Here is an 18,836-nt window from a genome sequence, read left to right on the forward strand (position 1 = left end):
GTACGGGCATCGTGAGCATGCATGCTAGACAAGAAATAACGCTTCTTTCCGACCGCATCCGGATGTATCTGAGCCTGATCATTCAAGGAATGTTGCTGTTCACGGGTTGCGAGACAAGTGAGGCTGACGCGACTTCAGCAGCGGCAATAACGGTGGATCACACCAATCCGGCGGCTGTGGTCGAGGCCATTTTTCAAGCTGCAAAAACAGGGGATGCAAGCCTCCTGCAAGGCATTTGCGACCCTTCCGGAAATGCCCATTTGGACGTCCGTAGAATTTGTGACTACGCCAATGGATTTGACAAGGAAGGCGAATTCCCGATGTTTTTTGCTGAAGGCAGGCTGAATGGAGATGCCTACATTTCAGGCGAAACCGCCAAGGTTCCGTTTCTTTTCGGACCCGATGGTGACAAACCTGATACAATGGATTTGGTAAAAAGGGATGGAAAATGGTACATTGAACGGTTTTAGCGATGATTCCATTTAACGTCCCCTGCACGACCGGCACCGAACTGAAATGGGTGCAAGAAGCCATCCGAAATGGACACATTTCGGGGAATGGCCCGTTTTCGCGCAAAGTTCAGGCTTTGATGGCGGAAGCTTTTGGTTTTGAGGATGTTTTCCCGACGCATTCCTGCACAGGAGCCTTGGAAATGGCGGCGATGTGCTGCGAATTCCAGCCCGGCGACGAGGTGATCTTGCCGAGCTTCACGCATGTGGGCACAGCGAATGCGTTTGAGCGTGCAGGCGCGACCCTCGTTTTTGCCGACAGCCGCGCTGACCATCCCAATGTCGATGCTGCTGCCGTGGCCGCTTGCATCAGTCCGCGTACACGCGCCATCGTGGTCGTGCATTATGCGGGCATGGCTTGCGATATGGAGGCAATTGGGGCGCTTGTGGCGCAACATAACCTGATTCTCGTCGAAGATGCCGCGCATGCCCTCGGAGCGCGTTACAAGGGGCGCTACATGGGTAGCTTTGGGCATTTGGCGGCATTCTCCTTCCATGAAACCAAAAACATCACCTGCGGTCAAGGCGGAATGCTTGTCGTCAATGATGCCCGATTCCACGAAAAAGCCGCCGTTGCATGGGAAAACGGGACCAACCGCGCCGCATTTTTCAGGGGCGAAGTCGGACAATATACCTGGGTCGGAACCGGCAGCTGCTTCACCTTGAGCGATCTCAATGCCGCCTATCTCTATGGGCAACTCTGCGAACGGGAGTCGATTCTCAAACGTCGCAAACAGCTTTGGGCCCGCTACCAAGAAGCTTTGTCCCCCTTGGCAGCAAATGGACTTTTCCAATTGCCCATAGTCCCGGAAGGCGCGGATTGCAACGGGCATATTTTTTACCTTCGAATGGCCAATCAGGCGCAACGCGATCAGCTGATCCAAGCATTGCGGGAGCAGGATGTCATGGCGGTTTTTCATTACATTCCCCTTCACAGCAGTCCCCATTTTGCTGATCGCCACCACAACGGTGAACTCCCGAATTGCCGCGAATGGAGCGAAAACATCGTGCGTCTGCCGATTTACCATGGCATGACCTCTGAGGAACAAGAACGGGTCATTGCCGCTGTTTTGGTCGCTAACAGATTCGTAGTTTAAGTCGTAAGTATATTGTAAATCAGTTTTTTGATTGATTTTACTTAAAGCTTTAGAATATGTCTGGTATTCACGAAAACGTCAACGCGTACGTACGCCGATGTCTTCACCCGAGTGAGGAGGAGCTGACTTTTTACAACAGCTTGCTTACCTATCGAAAGTTTGAAAAGAAGGCGATGCTGCTGCAAGAAGGAGAAGTTTGTGACTTCGAAGCCTATATCCTCAAGGGCTGTGTGCGAACCTATTTTATCAATGAAAATGGATTCGAAGTGACCCTTTCCTTTGCCGTGGAAGATTGGTGGGTCAGCGAACTGGCGAGTTTCCATGAAGGAAAGCCCTCAAGACTGTTCATTGAGACGCTCGAACCCACCGAGATGCTGATGATCAACCGCGCCAACAAGGAAATCCTGCTCGACAAATACCCCAAATTCGAGCGCATGTACCGGTTGATGCTCCAAAGAAGCCTTTCCGTGGTTTATGACCGCTTGCTTTCCACCCTCAGCAAACCCGCGCAGGAGCGCTATCTGGAGTTTTTGGAGCGTTATCCGCAGATTCCGCAACGCGTTGCACAGCATTATATCGCTTCCTACCTCGGCGTTTCCGCTGAATTCCTCAGCAAGATCCGCAGCCGGATGAATCATTGAAAAAATAAATGTAGCGACATGCTTTCTTGAACTAGTTCAATGCCGCGAGGTGTTTGACCACCCTATCTTTGCTTCATCAACCTCGAAAAAGGCAATGAAAAGAAGCGAATTTCTCAAAAAAGGTTTGGTAGGCGCAGGAATCCTGGCAGCTTCGACGCAGGCTGCGAAACTCCTCGCCAACGACAATGATGAGCTTAAACCGCTGGACATCATTGGTTTCAATCATATTCCCAATTCAGATTCGAAAGTCATGGGCAACAGTATTCTTCATAAATCAGATTCTCGCGGACTCGCCGACCACGGTTGGCTGAAATCGCGGCATACTTTCAGCTTCGCCAATTACTACAATCCCGAGCGAATGAATTTCGGGGTGCTGCGGGTACTGAATGACGACCGCGTTGCGCCGGGAATGGGCTTTGGCACGCATCCGCACGACAACATGGAGATCATTTCGATTCCTTTGGCGGGTGATTTGGAGCACAAAGACAGCATGGGCAACGTGGCGGTCATTCGGAATGGCGACATTCAAGTGATGAGTGCCGGCACCGGAATTCAGCACAGCGAATACAACCGCAGCAAGGATCAGGAGGTCAAGTTCCTTCAGATTTGGGTCTTCCCCAACAAGCGGAATGTGACGCCACGCTACGACCAACTTCCCTTGAAATTGGACGATCGGCACAACCGTTTGCAGCAGGTTTTGTCCCCCAATTCGGATGACGAAGGCGTATGGATTCACCAGGATGCGTGGTTCCATATCGGACAATTTGACCAAGGAAAAGGGACGCAATATCAGGTCAAACGCAAGGGCAACGGCGTCTATGTATTTGTGCTCTCCGGCAGCATCCAAGTCGATGGACAGACCCTCGAAAGCCGCGACGGCTTCGGTGTATGGGATGTCGAATCGCTGGACTTGAAGGCAATTTCATCATCAGCTGAAGTGTTGTTGATGGATGTGCCAATGTCGCTGTAAATGAGAAGATAGTAATTAATATTGTATTTTTAAAAATTGAACATATTTAATCAAAATCAATAAGGAAATGGCAACAGTAAATTGGATTGCAGACGCTTCCCACTCCGAAATCGGATTTCGCGTGAAGCACTTGATGATCACGAATGTCAAGGGGAATTTTGCTGACTTTACCGTGAATGTCACCTCCGAGGAAGAGGATTTCGGCAAGGCCGACATCAGCTTTTCGGCCAACCTTGCAAGCGTAAACACGGGCAACGAGCAGCGTGACGGTCACCTCCGCAGCGCCGACTTTTTTGATGTCGACAACCATCCGCAGATGACCTTCAAAAGCACGAGCATCAGCGGTTACGACGGCAGCTCCGACTTCCAAATCCATGGCGATTTGAGCATCCGTGGACAAGCCCATCCGGTCACCCTCGATGTCGAATTTGGTGGCGTCGCCAAAGATCCTTGGGGCAATACAAAGGCAGGTTTCACGATCTCAACCAAAATCAACCGCAAGCATTGGGGTTTGGTCTGGAATGCCCCGACCGAAGCCGGCGGCCTTCTCGTAAGCGAAGAAGTCAGGATTCATATCGACCTGCAATTGCTCAAGCAGTAATTGAGAATGGAAAATTGAAAATGGAGAATGAGCGGTAACTTGCTTATGCTTGTTCTCCATTCTCCATTTCTTGCGATTGCTCTACAATTCTCAATTCTCAATTCTCAATTCAAAATTCTCCATTCAAAAACGATGGACATCAAAATTCCCCAAACCACCGGTCCAGTGATGGACGCCATCACCCACCGCTGGAGCCCGCGCTCGTTTGCTGAGCGTCCGATTGCCGAGACCGACGTCGAGACGATCCTCGAGGCAGCAACGTGGGCCTTCAGCGCCGCGAATGAGCAGCCTTGGCGTTATATCTACGCGCACCATGGCACGCCCCTGTTTGATACGCTTACGGGACTGCTCATGCCCGGAAATCAGATTTGGGCCAAAAACGCCGCGGTGTTGATGGTTTCGATGATCCAAACACACAACGCCGCTGGCAAGCCCAACACTTGGGCCATGCACGACCTCGGCGCCGCCAACTTCGCCCTGATGCTCCAAGCCAACGCGCTCGGCATCTACGGACACGTCATGGGCGGATTTGATCAACTACGCACCGTCACCGAATTGGAATTGCCCGAAGGAATCGCCCCCGTCGCTATGATCGCCCTCGGCTACTTGGATGCCGCAGAAAAGCTGCCCGAGCCCTTCCTGACAAGGGAATTGGCACCCAGAACACGGAAGCCGGTTTCGGAGATTGTGCTGAAAAAAAGCTAACGGCGAATAGTTAGCAATGAGTAGTTAGCAGTTAGCAGTTCGTTGTGGAGAATCGGAAATGAAGTTCACAACAGCGAGAAACGAGGAGGTTATAAGTGCAGAGTCGCACCAACAGCGCCAAAAGCACTGCTAACTGCTACTTTCTAACTGCTAACTAACTTTTCACTTTTAGCTATTCACTTTTCACTTAAAAGTGTCTCCCTTTTTGATATCGCCCGTTTCGTAACCGAGTTTGTACCATTTCATGCGCTGCGCGCTTGTGCCGTGGGTGAAGGTTTCAGGCTGCACGCGGCGGCCGGCATTGGCTTGCAGACGGTCGTCGCCGATGGCGTTGGCCGCGTTAAGGGCTTCTTCGATGTCGCCGCTTTCCAGCACATCCTTCATTTTCTCTGCGTAATGGGCCCAAACACCGGCATAGAAGTCGGCTTGTAGTTCCAATTTGACGCTCAGTTTGTTGTATTCGACCTCACTGAGACGGGCTTTTTGCTCGTGTACCCAGGTGGATTTGCCAAGGAGGTATTGCACATGGTGACCGACTTCGTGTGCGACGACGTAGGCCATGGCAAAATCGCCGGGCGCTTCGAATTTGTTTTTCAAGTCATCGTAGAAGCTCAGGTCGATGTACAACCTTTGATCACCGGAGCAGTAAAACGGACCCGTGGAGGCGGATGCTTCGCCGCAGGCGGAAGACACTTCATCCGTGAAAAGGACCAAAATGGGTTCTTCGTATTCTCGTCCCAATTGCTCCTTGAAAATCTTGTTCCAAGCGTCTTCTGTGTCTTTCAAGACTACCTTGACAAACTCGGCATCTTCATTTTCCTTGGCGCTGCGGCCCTCGCCGGGTTGGGTATTGTTGTCGGTGACGGGTCCGTTGCTGCTGCTCGGGAGGTTGTTGATGACCTGCCCAGGGTCGCCACCCAAGAGCATGACCACGATGGCGATCACGATGCCGCCGAGGCCCGAGTCCGCCGACGGCTTTGATGCCACGGCCTCTTCCGCCACCGCCACGGCGATCTTCAACATTCGTGCTTGCCTGCCGACCTTTCCATTCCATAATGCTAGAAGTTTTGAATTCGGTTGCAAAGATAGGGGTTTTCACCCACGCACGAATTCAATGTAGCTGCTTAACTTTGGCCGAATGCAGTTTTTGATGCGCCCATGAAGCCAAAATCGCCCGCCAAAAAGTCGATGCAAAACGTCAAATTCGATTCGATCGACGAATTGCTGGAGTTTTTACCTGAGGATCAACTCAAACTCACGGACTTTCTGCGCCAACTCATCTTCCAATGCGTGCCTGAGATCGAGGAAAAACTCTCCTTCAACGTCCCGTTTTACCGGCGGAACAAAGGCATTTTTTTCATTTGGCCGGGTGCAGTGAGCTGGGGAAAGGTCACCCACGAAGGCGTGCGCTTCGGCTTTCAACAAGGCTACCGGATGTCAGACGAAATCGGCTACCTCGACCGCGGCAACCGGAAACAGGTGTTTTATCGTGATTTCAAGCGCCTGCAAGACATCGATGTCGAATTGTTGACGGCCTATCTCTACGAAGCCGTGCTGGCGGATGGAGAAGTGAAAAGTTATAAGTGAAAAACGAAAAGTGATTGGTGATACGACTGCAAGGATTTTTAGATCCTCTTAGCGCTGGATCGCAATTCGTCGTTGCGCGATTTTGTTTCCGTTTTCTTCTACGCTGAGGATATACATGCCAGGGTTTAGATCCGCTAGCTCCATTTGCTGCCAAGTTTGATCAGCAGCCATGGTTTCGGTCTTGATCAGCCTTCCGTCCATTGCCCAGAGCTTCAGGACTTTGCTGTTGCCACGGAATTCCGAAGGAACTTGAATTTGAATGCCGTCTTGGGCCGGATTGGGAAAGATGCTGAGTTGGCCTTCGAATCCCGATTCAACAGCAAGCAAGGTACTCAACTCCCGGAAATTGCCCCAGGTTTCAGTTCCTTTTTCGTAGGCGTACAATTCGCGGATGTGCGCCGTTTGTACGTTTCCCAAGAAGTAGTAGAGTTCGCCGAGACCTTCTCCAAACCGTTGATTGCCAGTGGTAACTGAGGTGGTGTAAACGTTTGCGCAGGAATCGTACATTTCTAAGAGATCAAATTCCTTGACCATTCGCCCATTCATGGTTGCCATCGTATGTACACCCGCCTGCACAGCAGCTCCGTTGACCGACGAAACGATCATCCGGTGTTGATAGGGTTTCAAATTCAGAAAGGGATAAGAAACGGAATCGAAGCTCCAGTTGTGCGGAACCGGCGGGAAGTAGGTCGAATCAATGGCAGCTTGAATGGGCCGGTTGATCACAAACCGCTCCAAGGTTGTTTGGTAATTGAACTGCGAAGCCGGTGTCTGAGATTGCACATTGTATTCCAAAAAGTCAGTTCGGGAACCGAGTTGGTAGCCCTCATTGTGTTCGTAACCAAATCGGTCTGCTGGATCGAATTGGAAGATCTCTGCATATCCCGGAAGGCTTACGCCCAAACCGGCAGCAGGAATGCCTGCGAGGGTGAGCTGAATCGTGACGGTGGCACCTGTCAAATCCGGAAAGGGCAGGAGGTTCGTGGCCTGCACCAAACCATGGGCTTTACTCAGAACCCAAGTTTGGCCGGATCCGAGACGGATGTACTTGAGCGAATCCGATTGCCCCAAGACGATTCCCAAAACCACGGAGTCCACGGTAGCTGTCACAGCATTTGTCCAATTCCACGAATTCCCGGATTGCGCTTGGGTTTTGAGCAGGAAAGTATCGCCAACCGAGGAAACAAAACTGCATTCACCATTCGGACGGTAGGTCATTTTGCGCCCCATAAAATGGTCTTGGTTTACGCGGTAAAGTGTGGGAAACTGCTGAATATCTTGCCCATAGCAGGTCGTACCCGTATCCGTCGGCAAGATGCTGCGGTCAATTCGGTAAAAATAGTAGGCCGTGTCTTGACCTTCCAACCGAACGGAATCAAATGCCGCTTCCAAAAACCAGGTATCGGATGAGCCATTTTGCGAAAAGGAATATGTGAGGCTGTTTCCCGCTGGAAATGGATGCCAACTCTGCGCGGCCATCGAGCCCGCGAATTGGAGGAACAGGGTAAGCAGCAAATAAGCAAGCAGTCCTAATTTATTTATTTGTTTCATTATCCTAAGATACAACCTATTGGCTTAAATCCCCCAAGTAAGTGAAAAGTGAAAAGTTTGAAGTGAAAAGTTGGGTTGGTGGTGATTGGTGTTCCGTTAACGCGCAGAGCGCCGTTTGTCACTCAGGGATTCGTTTGTCACACAGAGCGCAGCGGCTTGCCCAGAGTGCAGCTTGGGGTTGAGTCTACCGCGAACGTAACACACTGCGCTGATCGGCTTGGAGTGTTTCTAACCGGTAGATGCTTCGCTGCGATCTGCATGACGAGCGGGGAAATGGCGTAGCATGACGGGTGGGGCAATCGATCAGCATGACCAGGGGTGCCCAAAGGGACACTTTTCACTGATCACTATTCACTTTTCACTTAACTTCGGTTATGAATCTCGTGGAATTGCTGGACATGCACCGGGCGCATTATTTGGATCATTTCGTTCAATCGCTGGCGAAATGGAGTGGTGGGCGTTCGGAGGTGCTGTTGGAAATGGATCGCTACGTTCCGGATCCTATCTACAAACTCTTTCGCGGCGACTATGTGCGGGAGGTCAAGGGCGAGATCAAACTGACTTCCTTCACGCTTTCCGGACCCTTCGAACATGAAATTTACCGGGAATCGCGTGGCGGTATGATGGTGGAGGTTCATCCCTTCGAATGGAGTGAATGCATGGTGCAAGTGCTCTGCGAACGGTTTGACCGTCAGGCCTTGGAGGCTTGGGCAACCTATTGGATCGATTCCGAGGACGAAAAGCCCTATGATGCCGATGGGGTACAGCAAGTGATCCATTATTTTTCGCCACCGACCTATCCGGAGGGGAAGCTCACATTCGCAGTGGATTTGGGCACGGCACCGGTGCGGGCTGTGATGGAATTGATCAGGCTTTTTCAAGTGGAACCGGGAACGTTGAAGGTGACGATTGGCGCGGATTTTTAGGGGAATCCGCTGGAATTGGTTGAAGTTGAAGCCAAAATTGTCTCAGAATTCAATGGCCATAGCGGCTACGAACATCAAAGAAGGTTGGTGTTGCCGATATTCAGAAACCAGTCTCCCCAGATGGTATTGGAGCTAATTCGCTAGTCAATTCCAGTCCCAAACTGCTTCGGGTCGGTCCAAAGAAGGGCTTTGTACTGTTCCAAGCTCATGGGATGAAAGACGGTAGCCCTGTTGTAGTAACGGCACTTTACCAGGCTCCATCAATGCCGGCTTGGATACTGTGAGGGATCGTTCCAGAAAAAGCGTTTGTACCTTTTCAACGATGTGGGCTGAAATACATCGACAATGGTATAGTAGCCTTGCTCGACGTTCACGGAAAAAGCTAGTCCGACACGCGGATAGGCATACTTTCTAAAAGGTTGATCCAGCAGTGAAGGAAGATCGGCCTTGGGCTCACCAAAAACTTCGACCAAGCTTTTAAGGGAAAAGGCTGCTGTGTCCTTTGCAGCATCGCGGAAGGAACTCGAAATCAGCCACACTGCGCTATCCGCGAAGGCGTACAACATGGGTGGCACCTTGTAAGTCTCTTTGTTTTGCCCTTTTGATTTTCCTGCTTCTAGATACTTTACAAACTTCTTACCCAGGATGCATTGGGACATTACCGAGGCCTGCGATTGTGATCTCAAGGATATCATTTTCGCAACCTCAGGATGAAGGCGGGATACTTCAGCCGGGACCTTCTTGGTATGCAAACATGCTGAACAAAGAGCGACAAGTAGCACGAACGGAAGCAAAAGTTGTTGAATCGGCTGCATCAATGCCGGCTTGGATACTGTGAGGGATCGTTCCAGAAATACAATTTGTATTTTTTCCAATTCGTAGGCTGGAAAACCTCTATGACATCGTAGTATCCCTTTTCGACATTGACATTAAAAGCCAATCCGATATCTGGATAAATGTACTCACGCCATGGGTAGTCCAATACAGATGGGAGCATTCTTTGTGGTTCCCTCAGGATAGCCACCATTTTGGACATTGAGAATGCTGCGGTATCCTTGTCAGCCTCGTCAAAAGAGCAGGAAATGTACCAAACACTGCTGTCAGCGAAGGAGTAAAACATCGGTGGCATCTTGTAGGACTCCTTGCGAAGTCCCTTGAATTTTCCACTTTCAAAAAATTGAACGTACTTCTTACCCGTGATGTATTGCGACATCACCGAGGCCTGTGATTGTGAACGCATGGCAATCATTGTCGCAATTTGGGGGTGCAGTTGCGAAATTTCTGAAGGGATCTTCGCCAAGGGTTTGCAGCCCAGATCCAGAAGGCCTACTACGGCCAAAAGGAGGACGTAATACGTCAAGGTCATTTTTCCGACTTTTTCCATTCGGCAATTTTCTTGTCCAGAAAGGCAATCCTCCTTGGGCAGGGGCCGCCCACCAGCAATAGACCAGGGTTCATTTTGCTAAGCAGCTTCCACTCTTCCGATCCATTTTGCAGTTGTGATTTGTTCGTGAAATACAACATGACGGTTTCAGCTAAATCCTCAAGGGCTTTCTCACACCCATATTCAGTGGGAGGCAATTCAAAAGCTGCATGATCTGGACCAATGTCGTTTTTTGCAATGCAGGTGTGTTTCAATCCGTTTTCGTCTAGAATGCTCCTCGTATCTAAATGAACTTCGGCTTGAATCCAAAAATTCATCTCCTTTCTAAAATCCGCCAAGGCGTATTGAAAGAATTGATGCCCCAATTCGTGGGTGGCAACTGCGCCAAAACCGTTTACACGTTGATCGGAATCGCCTGTTAGATCCTTCTCGAACATGGGATCCTCGGACCTGTCAAACATTGCCGTAATGTAGCTTCCAATAAATGAAGCTCCACCTTCGGCTGCATTGACATAGGTATTCCCCTTGTCATCTTCACGAATGTCCTTGTTCACACGACCTATTCGGCTGACTTCTTGGTGTTCCTCGGATCGTGAACTCTCATATCGCTCCGTACCCAAAATGGGGGCGAAACGTTCCAATGCAATCTCCATCTGTTGAAGTTCTTCCAAGGTCCACGGAGATGTCTTGATTTGATCCTTTTGAACTTGAGGTGTTTGCTTGAACCTATTCTTCACAAAATACGCCGCCTCCTGGGAGTTGATCTCGATGTGATACTTGTCAAAAATTCTTGCAATGATCTGTCGCGCCTCGGTGGCTTCGTCTGAATTCCTCACTGCCAAGGTTTCGTAATTTTGGTAGGCGCCAGACACATCATCCACCATTTCTGCCAGCATTGGCATATCTCCGCCAAGCTCCTTGAGACGCAAAAGGAGGTCTTCGCCGGGGTACTTGGCTTTGTAGGCGGTATTCAAGGCATCCAGCTTGTCCACCTTCATCAGCAAGGCCATCAGTTGACCCTCATTCTCATCTTCAATCGCTGCCTTGAAGTCAGCCACGAGCGCATTCTCATCGACAGCGACTCCAAAATCTATCAATGATTTGACCTCATCGGCCTTCGATTGGCCAAATTTCTCGGTCAAGTATTCAAAAAGACCCTTTCCGTTGGATGCTGCGAAATAGGCCAAAAACTCTCCTGCTTGACGAGGATTCCGTTTCAATGCTTCCAATGCAATCAAAATCGGTGAAATTCCAGCCTCCACCTTGCTACTCACGATCTGAAAAGACATTACCCCAAAGTTGGCTGCTTTGGAGCGCTTGAACTCCTCCGTTGGTTCGGCCGCGACATCAGCTTGAGCCGAATCCTTGGAGGTTGCCGTGAGCTTGAACTGCGGCGGTGCCATCGTCAGCCCGCCTTGCGACGATTCGTTTTCGGCCGTTTTGGGGGCCTGCGTGGTAAGGGGTTCTTTCATCTTTTGTAATTGGAATACAATAATAGAGATTCGGGGTTTGTTTTGCAAGATGGTTTGCTCCGTATGAGCAACCAACAAGGAGGGGCGATGGATGACGAGCTTGCCCTTTTGGTGCCGAAATGCGGAACTTGAGTTGATTCGCTTCGAACAGGCGGAAAAAGAACCGGAAGGTGAAGATCATTCGGATTTTTGGGGTTATTTTGAGAAAGCTCCCATCCGAAGAAGATAAAAGGAAGACGACAATGCAGCAAAACACAGATCCTACACAGAAATATGGTACGCCGCAGTCGGCGCCGAGTTCCAAATTGGTTTGGATGGGCTGGATGATGATCGGCATCGGGCTGATTTGGCTGTTTTCGGGGAGCTTGTCGGTGTTTTTGTGGATCATACGTGACTTTGGACAAGAGAATGTCTGGACCGAAATTTTGCTGCAAGGCCATATTGCTTTGGCGATGAATGCGCTGGTGATTGTCGCGGGGATTTTGATGCTCAAGGGGAAAAGGTCTGGTTACGTGATGGCCTTGGCTTCCTGTATCTATTGGGTTGGGAGTGCGCTGTTTTTTCTGTTTTATATTTTCGTGCAGTACCCGATCGGCATTTTCTCCAGTTTGGGCAGTATTTTGGGGTTGAGCTTTCCTCCGAATGCTTCGTCCATGGCGACGTTGGCAATCAATGTATTGTTCATTGTGGTGTTTGTCGGTTTGTTCAATCCTGAAGTCAGGCGGAGTTTTGTAAATCCTGGTCGGATGACAACGACTGGTATCGTCCTTGGAATCGGGATTGTGAGTTATACGATTTTGTGTACGCTGTTGAAACACTTCGTCTTTGTGCCTGAGCCGGATTATTTTCAGTTTTGAGTTTTTGGATACGAGGATCGATGTTTGCGCAGTTTTTAGCCACGAAGGCACCAAGACACGAAGTTCAGTGTTTGCGCTGTTTTTAGCCACGAAGGCACCAAGACACGAAGTTCAGTGTTTGCGGTGTTTTTAGCCACCAAGCCACCAAGTCACCAAGTCACCAAGCAAGCGAAAATTCAACACGCGGTGTAATTCTGCAAATTCCGTAAATTCTGTAAATTCTGATCCAGAAAAGGAAGCCCCGATGTTTCCATCGGGGCTTCACACTCAAAAAATCCAACACACGAATATTCTTTCTTTAGGCGTGCGGCTTGGGGTACAATGCCGCCTCTGGATTTTGGCCGCCGGTGGTTGCTTTTTTCTTGCCACCGAAGAGCCTCGACACGCGTTCCCTGGTTTTTTCAACGATCAGGAACATCGTCGGTACGAGCAACAGGGTAAGGAGCAACGAACTGCTCAATCCGCCGATGATGACCCAAGCCATGCCGCTTTTCACTTCGGCGCCTGCTCCCGTTGCCAAGGCAATCGGTAACATACCTGCAATCATCGCCAACGTTGTCATCAAGATCGGACGCAAGCGTTCTTTGCCTGCTTCCACGAGCGCCTCCCGCAATTCCATGCCGCCGTCTATCAGCTGCTTGCTGAAGTCCACAAGCAAGATACCATTTTTTGCGACAAGTCCAAGCAACATGATCAAACCAACAATTGCGAAAATGGTCATCGACTCCATCGACAAGGCGAGGGCAAGGATCGAACCGATCAAGGCCACCGGAATCGAGAACATGACCACGAAGGGGTGGATTACGCTTTCGTAGAGGGCGACCATGATCAGGTAGACCAGCAAGATGCCGATCATCATCGCGATGCCCAAGCTGCCGAAGGCCTCTGTTTGGCGCTGTGCCTCACCGAGGTATTGGATTTCCACGCCCGCAGGCAATTCCATCTTGTCGATTTCCTTCTTGATGTTTTCGACAATTGTACCGTTGGGAATGCCAACGCCGGTTGCCGTGATCTTCACCATGTTGAGGCGGTTGAGGCGCTCCAAGACGGCTTGCCCAAGCACGGGTTTGACTTCCGCGAATTCCTCGAGGCGAACGGTGCCGCCGCGCATGGTTACTACCGTGAGCGCTTTGACGCTTTCGGCATCCATGCGGTCGGAATTGTCGAGCGCCAGACGGATGTTGTAGTCGTTGCCGCCCTCGCGGAATTTTGTTTGGTCATTGCCACGGAATGCCAATTGCACGGCGGCGCCGACTTCGTTGGTGCTCAGGCCAAACAATGCCATCTTTTCCTTGTCGAGCAGGATTTCCAATTCCGGTTTCGGGCTCGAGCTGCCGTATTGGACGTAGTCCGTACCAGCAGTTTTGCGTGTGATTTCAAAGACTTGGCGTGCCACCGGCCAAATACTGTCGAGGTTAGAACCTTTGACCGCGATTTGGATGGGAGCCTCGGAACCACCGGTGACACCGGGGGTTTGCACGACGACTTTTACACCCGGGATTTTGGAGACCTCGTCCCGAATCTGCGAACTGAACTGTTCGGTGGAGATGGGGCGCTCTTCTTTGTCGACCAATTTCACGGAAATCGTGGATGCATTGGCGGAGTTGGTGGTGAGGCCCATGGCTTCACCGCCGCCGACACCGACGCTGGTAAATACCTTGGTGACTTCCGGTCTTGCCAAGAGGATGTCTTCGACGCGCTTGGTAATCAAGCTGTTTTCGCGGAGCGGCGTCTGCTGATCGAGTTCGAGGATGAGGTTGAATTCACCGTTGTCGCTTTGGCCTACGAATGCGGTTCCGATAAAGCCGAGGGGAACCAAGGACATGGAAGCGATAAAGAGAATGAGGATGCCGACCAAGACGATGGTGAACCGGTAGCCTTTCAAGATCCATTGCAAGGAAGATGCATAGGAGCGTGTCAGGCCCACCAAAAAGCGCTCGATCATCAAGTGGAATGCGCCCCAAAGGCTGGTTTTCTTCAGAACCTCGACCTTGCCCCAGCGGCTTGCGAGCAGCGGGGTGAGGGTAAAGGAGACGAAAAGGCTCATCAAGGTGGAGAATACGACCACGAGGGAGAATTCGCGGAGAATGTTACCGATCATACCGCCGGCCAAGGCCATCGGCACGAACACCACGACGTCCACGAGGGTAATCGCCAAGGCGGTGAATCCGATTTCGGCACGGCCTTCAATTGCGGCGCGCACCTTGTCCTTGCCCATCTCCAAGTGGCGGTAGATATTCTCCAAGACCACGATGCTGTCGTCCACCAAGATGCCGACCACCAACGACAAAGCCATCAGTGTCATCAGGTTCAAGGAGAATCCGAAGGCGTACATCATGATAAAGGTCGGGATCATGGCGCTCGGCAAGGCCACAAGCACAAATGCCGAACTGCGGACGGAGTGCAAGAAAAGCAGCATCACGATGGCCACGATGATGATCGCAAGGACCAAGTCGTGCTTCACGCCATCGGCAGACTTCATCGTATAGATGCTCTGGTCATTGGCGATTTCGTAGTCGAAGCTCACGTTGCTGTAACGCTTTTTGAGGTCTTCGAGTTTTTCACGGACGCCGGCGCTGACTTCGACCGTATTCGCATCCGCCTGCTTGGAAATGACGACACCGAGGCCGACCTTGCCGTTGATGCGGTTGATGCTCGTGTATTCGGAGGCGCCGTCGATTACGTCGGCGACATCGTCGAGGGTCACGATGCTGCCATCGGGCTTACTGCGAACGACCAAGTGACGGAGTTCGTCGACTTTGGTGGCCTTGGCATCCATGCGCAGGGAGAAGCGGTTTTCACTGGATTCGACGGAGCCGGCAGGGTAGGAGGTATTCGAAGTCGAAAGGACCTGATAGACCAAGGAGGCCGGGACCCCGTAGGTTTTCATGGCTTCGTTGTCGAGTTTGACGTCGATTTGCCGCCATACACCGCCCACGAGGTTGATGTTGCCCACGCCTTTGACGTTGCTCAGTTCAGGTTTGATCTTGAGTTCCATCAATTCGAAGAGCTCCTTGGAATCCATCTTGGCGTTGGCGCTAAACTGGATCACGGGGAATTCGTCGGTATTGAAGCGGTTGACGACGGGGTCATCGACTTCGGCAGGGAAAAATGCACGAATCTGGTTGACCTTTCGCTCGGCATCCCGCTGCGCGATGACCGTTTCGATTCCCGGCTTGAGTTCCACGACGACCATGGACAGACCCTCGCGGGAGGTTGCCGTGATGGTTTTGACCCCTTCGATGGCGGAGACGGCTTCCTCGATGGGCTTGGTCACGCTGTTTTGCACCTCCTCGGATGAGGCTCCGCGGTACACGGTCATGACCGAGATCACGCTGGCGTCAAATCGCGGGAGGAGGCTATAATTCATACTCTGGTAGCTGATGTAGCCAAAGAGTATCATCGTCACGAAGATCACTATGATCAGCAACGGACGTTTAATCGCAACTTCTGTGATTGACATGTGCTTAGTTGTTGGTGACGGCCACTTTAGCGCCTTCGGAGAGATTGATTTGACCGGCGACGACGACGTTGTCACCTTCTTTGAGACCGCCTATGACCTCGACCATCTCGGATTCGCGGCGGCCGATCACGATGGGCACGATTTTGACGGTGTTGTCGCTCTGGACGACATAAACGGTGGTTTCCTTGACGCCGGTGACAATCGCTTGGGCAGGGATGCGCAAGGCTTTGCCGGCTTCAGTCGTGCCGAGATTGACCAAGGTGAATGTGCCTGCCTTGAGGGTTTTGGTTCCTTCGGCATCCAACTGCACCTCGACGCGGTAGTTGTGGTTTTCATCGCCGATGGGGCTGATGTAGTTGACTTTGCCACCGAAGGTCTTGCCGGGCAATGCATCCGAAGTGACGGTTGCCGTTTGCTGCTCCGCTACCTTATAGATGTGCTTTTCGTTGACGAAGACGCCAATCTTCAGGCTGGATACGTCGACGATGCGGGCGATGACCATGCCGGGGTTGATGAATTCGCCGGCTTCCATGTTTTTGAAGATGACGGTGCCGCTGAGGGGTGCGTAAATATTGCTGTCGGTGATGCGCTGCTGAATCTGCTCGATCTGGATTCTCGTATTGGCGAGGTTGAATTCCAGGTCTTTGAGATTGGTCTCCGGCGCGGCGTTGCCTGCAACGAGTGCGCGCACCCGCTCGAGGTCGGTGGTGAGTTTCGATTCGGCCAATTGCAATTGCTTCAGTTGCAGTTTCAATTGCTCGGTATCGAGGGTGCCGACGACTTGACCTTTGCGGAGGTACATGCCTTTGGCGACGTTGAGGGTTTTGATGGTGCCGGGGCTGCTGACAGAGATGTCTGCATCCGCCTGCGATTCGACCAAACCCGAGAAATTCATGCTGCCTTCGAATTCGCCCATTTCTGCTTTCGCGACGGAAACGGTGATGGGGATGCCGGAACGATCCACGACCTTGTTCTTTTCGTCGATCTTCTTTTTGTTGTTGGCGAGGATGACGACCATGGTAGCGCCAATGGCGATGATCCCGATGATAATGAATATTGCCTTTTTCATTGCTTTATAGAAGTGTCTTGAGGAAGGGGATGATTATTGAAGTAGGAATGTCTGGAGGGTTCCCTGCGCCAATTCGTATTCGAGGCGGGCAGTGAGGACCTTGAGGAGGGAAGTGACATAATTGGTCTGCGCCTCCTTGTAGGCATAATCTGCGTTGAGGAGGTCGCTGAGGGTTGCCACACCTTTTTCCACTTGGAGTTGGGTCACGTCGAGCATGTCTTTTGCTAACGCAATATTTTGCTTGTTGGTCTCCAAGTTGGTCTGGGCGTTGCGCCACTGCGTTTCGGCATTGGTCTGCTGCAACGCGATGTTGTTTTTGGTCATGCGCATGTTTTCGCGGGCGCTGCTGAGGGTCAGCTGTGACTGCTTGATGCCGGCGTCGGTGCGGAAGCTGTTCCAAATCGGGACACGCAGGTTGAGGCCGATGGAGGCGAATCCATACCAGTTTTCGTAGGACTTGAAGAATTTGTCTCCGAATGCCTGTGCGCCGACGCGTCCGTAGAGGCTCAAAGTGGGCAGGTACATGGCCTGCTTGCGGCGAATATCCAATTCCTGCATGGTGATTTGCTTTTGCTGGATGTAGAGGTCCATCACACGACCGGTGCCTGCGACGGGACCGTTGACATTGAGGGCATCTTCCTTGCGCCATTCGCCGCCTTGGACTTCGAGGGGTTCGTTGAGCGCCATTCCCATTGCATTCTTCAAGCGGTTGACGGACAATTCGATTTCGTTGTCCACGACCTGCTGCTGTGAACGGAGATTGGCCACGGTGAGGGCAATGCGGTCATAGTCAATCTTGCGTGCGACGCCTTGTGCGACTTGGAGTTTGAGGACGTCGGCCATTTTCTGGAACTTCGTCTCGTTGTCCTTGAGCAATTGGGCCTGCTCCATGTAAATCTGCACACCATAATAGGACATGGCGATGCCGTACATGAGCGACTGTTCGTTTTTTTCCTTGTTCAGGACGGCGAGGTCGGCATAGGGATCCAATGCCTTGAGTCCGAGCAACATACTGCGGTCATAAACGACCTGGTCGAGCTGCACGGTGGCATTGGTATTGTACTGATTACCAAACTGCACACGGATTTCTTCGGGTCCGAACGTTCCCGCTGGAATCACCGTCGTGGGCCGGATGAGGTTGTCGTCGATGGCAACTTGGCCATTGACCTGGGGGAGGTAGCCCGACAACCCTTCGCGGACGCGCTGCTTTGCGATGGCGATTTCGTTGTTGGAGATGGTGTTCAAGCTGTGATGCTTGAGCCGTAGTCGATGCATTCGCGGAGGCTCATCGGGCCTTGGGCCCACAGGCTGCTGCCTAGCAACAACCCTCCTAGGAGGCTGAGCACCTTTAATTTACGCTTTGAATTGGTGAACATATCGTTGAAGTAGTATCGTAATGTCTTGTCCTTGCAAGACGAAATTTCAAGTGTGTGGGGGTTCATTTGCGGCTGGCTTTCCATTTTTCAATGAGTTTGGGAATCTCGCTGTTCATGAAACCCATGAAGTCGATGAGTTCGGCGAAGTGAAGGTTGAACTCCTCGGTATCGGCGGTGCGCTGGGCGAGGATTTCGCTGAGGACGGCCTTGATTTCGAGCATGCCTTTGAGCTTGACCGAAAGATGGTCAGGCCATATATGGAGTGCACTTCTGAAGTAGCGTTTACGGTCACCGGGGCGGGTGATGTATTCAATGGACTTGCTCATCAGCAGGAAGTTGAGGGCATTGCTGACCGCGCTTTTGCTGAGTCCGAGTTCGGCTTGGATTTCTTCGAAGGTATGTTCGGTCTCATCGGCGACAAGCAGCAGTCCGAGGATGCGTGCCACGGCTGGGGGCAAGCCTTCCCTTTCGTGCGCCACGCCGACTCTTTCGACGAGTTGCTTCTGTTTTTCTTTTAGTTTCGACATCTTTTATCCGTGTTCGGGAATAAAACGGCGCAAAGGTAAAATAGTTTTGTTGGTTCTGTGTTAACGGAACTAAATAATTATTTGAGGCGTCGGCGTCTCGC

The 18,836-nt window shown here is 51.4% G+C and carries 18 protein-coding genes and 1 pseudogene; 9 read left to right on the forward strand and 10 right to left on the reverse strand.

The window, feature by feature from the left end; all coding sequences use genetic code 11:
• The first annotated feature begins 17 nt into the window (after window positions 1–17).
• The 6 genes from IPN95_26205 to IPN95_26230 all read left to right on the forward strand — a co-directional run bounded on the left by IPN95_26205 (window position 18) and on the right by IPN95_26230 (window position 4,523).
• A complete protein-coding gene (locus IPN95_26205; GenBank protein MBK9452852.1) occupies window positions 18–470 on the forward strand; it encodes a hypothetical protein in 453 nt (150 codons plus the stop codon).
• A 2-nt stretch (window positions 471–472) separates the two neighbouring features.
• Entirely contained in the window at window positions 473–1,606 is a 1,134-nt protein-coding gene (gene rffA / locus IPN95_26210) for a dTDP-4-amino-4,6-dideoxygalactose transaminase (GenBank protein MBK9452853.1), read from the forward strand.
• Between the two features lie 65 nt (window positions 1,607–1,671).
• Window positions 1,672–2,247 carry a Crp/Fnr family transcriptional regulator gene (locus tag IPN95_26215; GenBank protein MBK9452854.1) on the forward strand — a complete coding sequence of 192 codons (576 nt, stop codon included), beginning with the start codon at window positions 1,672–1,674 and terminating at the stop codon, window positions 2,245–2,247.
• A 94-nt stretch (window positions 2,248–2,341) separates the two neighbouring features.
• Window positions 2,342–3,217 carry a pirin family protein gene (locus IPN95_26220; protein MBK9452855.1) on the forward strand — a complete coding sequence of 292 codons (876 nt, stop codon included), beginning with the start codon at window positions 2,342–2,344 and terminating at the stop codon, window positions 3,215–3,217.
• A gap of 67 nt (window positions 3,218–3,284) precedes the next feature.
• Window positions 3,285–3,818 (forward strand): YceI family protein, encoded by a 534-nt coding sequence (locus tag IPN95_26225; GenBank protein MBK9452856.1) that lies wholly within the window; start codon window positions 3,285–3,287, stop codon window positions 3,816–3,818.
• A gap of 132 nt (window positions 3,819–3,950) precedes the next feature.
• Window positions 3,951–4,523 (forward strand): nitroreductase family protein, encoded by a 573-nt coding sequence (locus tag IPN95_26230; GenBank protein ID MBK9452857.1) that lies wholly within the window; start codon window positions 3,951–3,953, stop codon window positions 4,521–4,523.
• Between the two features lie 183 nt (window positions 4,524–4,706).
• On the opposite strand, the pseudogene IPN95_26235 reads toward IPN95_26230, so the two are convergent.
• Window positions 4,707–5,577: pseudogene (locus IPN95_26235) on the reverse strand (zinc metallopeptidase).
• Between the two features lie 104 nt (window positions 5,578–5,681).
• Here IPN95_26235 and IPN95_26240 point away from each other — a divergent pair.
• Complete coding sequence (locus IPN95_26240; GenBank protein ID MBK9452858.1) at window positions 5,682–6,110, forward strand: DUF1801 domain-containing protein; 429 nt, start codon at window positions 5,682–5,684, stop codon at window positions 6,108–6,110.
• A gap of 48 nt (window positions 6,111–6,158) precedes the next feature.
• Here IPN95_26240 and IPN95_26245 read toward each other — a convergent pair whose 3' ends face one another.
• Window positions 6,159–7,661: a T9SS type A sorting domain-containing protein gene (locus tag IPN95_26245; protein MBK9452859.1), complete on the reverse strand. Its 1,503-nt coding sequence runs from the start codon at window positions 7,659–7,661 to the stop codon at window positions 6,159–6,161.
• A 374-nt stretch (window positions 7,662–8,035) separates the two neighbouring features.
• Here IPN95_26245 and IPN95_26250 point away from each other — a divergent pair, with 374 nt between their 5' ends.
• Window positions 8,036–8,587, forward strand: a complete 552-nt coding sequence (locus IPN95_26250; GenBank protein MBK9452860.1) for a hypothetical protein — start codon at window positions 8,036–8,038, stop codon at window positions 8,585–8,587.
• A gap of 260 nt (window positions 8,588–8,847) precedes the next feature.
• Here IPN95_26250 and IPN95_26255 read toward each other — a convergent pair whose 3' ends face one another.
• From IPN95_26255 to IPN95_26265, 3 genes are all read right to left on the reverse strand, one after another.
• Window positions 8,848–9,246: a hypothetical protein gene (locus tag IPN95_26255; protein ID MBK9452861.1), complete on the reverse strand. Its 399-nt coding sequence runs from the start codon at window positions 9,244–9,246 to the stop codon at window positions 8,848–8,850.
• 155 nt (window positions 9,247–9,401) lie between these two features.
• The gene (locus IPN95_26260) at window positions 9,402–9,971 is read right to left on the reverse strand and encodes a hypothetical protein (protein MBK9452862.1); all 570 of its coding nucleotides are present in this window, start codon (window positions 9,969–9,971) and stop codon (window positions 9,402–9,404) included.
• Window positions 9,950–11,443 (reverse strand): hypothetical protein, encoded by a 1,494-nt coding sequence (locus IPN95_26265; protein ID MBK9452863.1) that lies wholly within the window; start codon window positions 11,441–11,443, stop codon window positions 9,950–9,952. The genes IPN95_26260 and IPN95_26265 overlap by 22 nt, the downstream gene beginning before the upstream one ends.
• 242 nt (window positions 11,444–11,685) lie before the next feature.
• Between IPN95_26265 and IPN95_26270 the strand changes: the two genes are divergently transcribed.
• On the forward strand, window positions 11,686–12,300 hold the full coding sequence (locus tag IPN95_26270) for a hypothetical protein (GenBank protein ID MBK9452864.1): 615 nt from the start codon (window positions 11,686–11,688) through the stop codon (window positions 12,298–12,300).
• A 298-nt stretch (window positions 12,301–12,598) separates the two neighbouring features.
• Here IPN95_26270 and IPN95_26275 read toward each other — a convergent pair whose 3' ends face one another.
• Genes IPN95_26275 through IPN95_26295 form a run of 5 tightly spaced genes read right to left on the reverse strand, consistent with a single transcriptional unit; the run spans window position 12,599 to window position 18,735 of the window.
• Window positions 12,599–15,763, reverse strand: coding sequence for an efflux RND transporter permease subunit (locus tag IPN95_26275; protein ID MBK9452865.1), 3,165 nt, complete (start codon window positions 15,761–15,763; stop codon window positions 12,599–12,601).
• A 4-nt stretch (window positions 15,764–15,767) separates the two neighbouring features.
• Window positions 15,768–16,832, reverse strand: coding sequence for an efflux RND transporter periplasmic adaptor subunit (locus IPN95_26280; GenBank protein MBK9452866.1), 1,065 nt, complete (start codon window positions 16,830–16,832; stop codon window positions 15,768–15,770).
• Window positions 16,833–16,865: 33 nt separating this feature from the next.
• On the reverse strand, window positions 16,866–18,107 hold the full coding sequence (locus IPN95_26285; GenBank protein MBK9452867.1) for a TolC family protein: 1,242 nt from the start codon (window positions 18,105–18,107) through the stop codon (window positions 16,866–16,868).
• Window positions 18,074–18,274: a hypothetical protein gene (locus tag IPN95_26290; protein ID MBK9452868.1), complete on the reverse strand. Its 201-nt coding sequence runs from the start codon at window positions 18,272–18,274 to the stop codon at window positions 18,074–18,076. The genes IPN95_26285 and IPN95_26290 overlap by 34 nt, the downstream gene beginning before the upstream one ends.
• Window positions 18,271–18,735, reverse strand: a complete 465-nt coding sequence (locus tag IPN95_26295; protein ID MBK9452869.1) for a MarR family transcriptional regulator — start codon at window positions 18,733–18,735, stop codon at window positions 18,271–18,273. The genes IPN95_26290 and IPN95_26295 overlap by 4 nt, the downstream gene beginning before the upstream one ends.
• Window positions 18,736–18,836: the final 101 nt, after the last annotated feature.

This window comes from Bacteroidota bacterium (assembly GCA_016718825.1).
Taxonomy (GTDB): domain Bacteria; phylum Bacteroidota; class Bacteroidia; order J057; family JADKCL01; genus JADKCL01.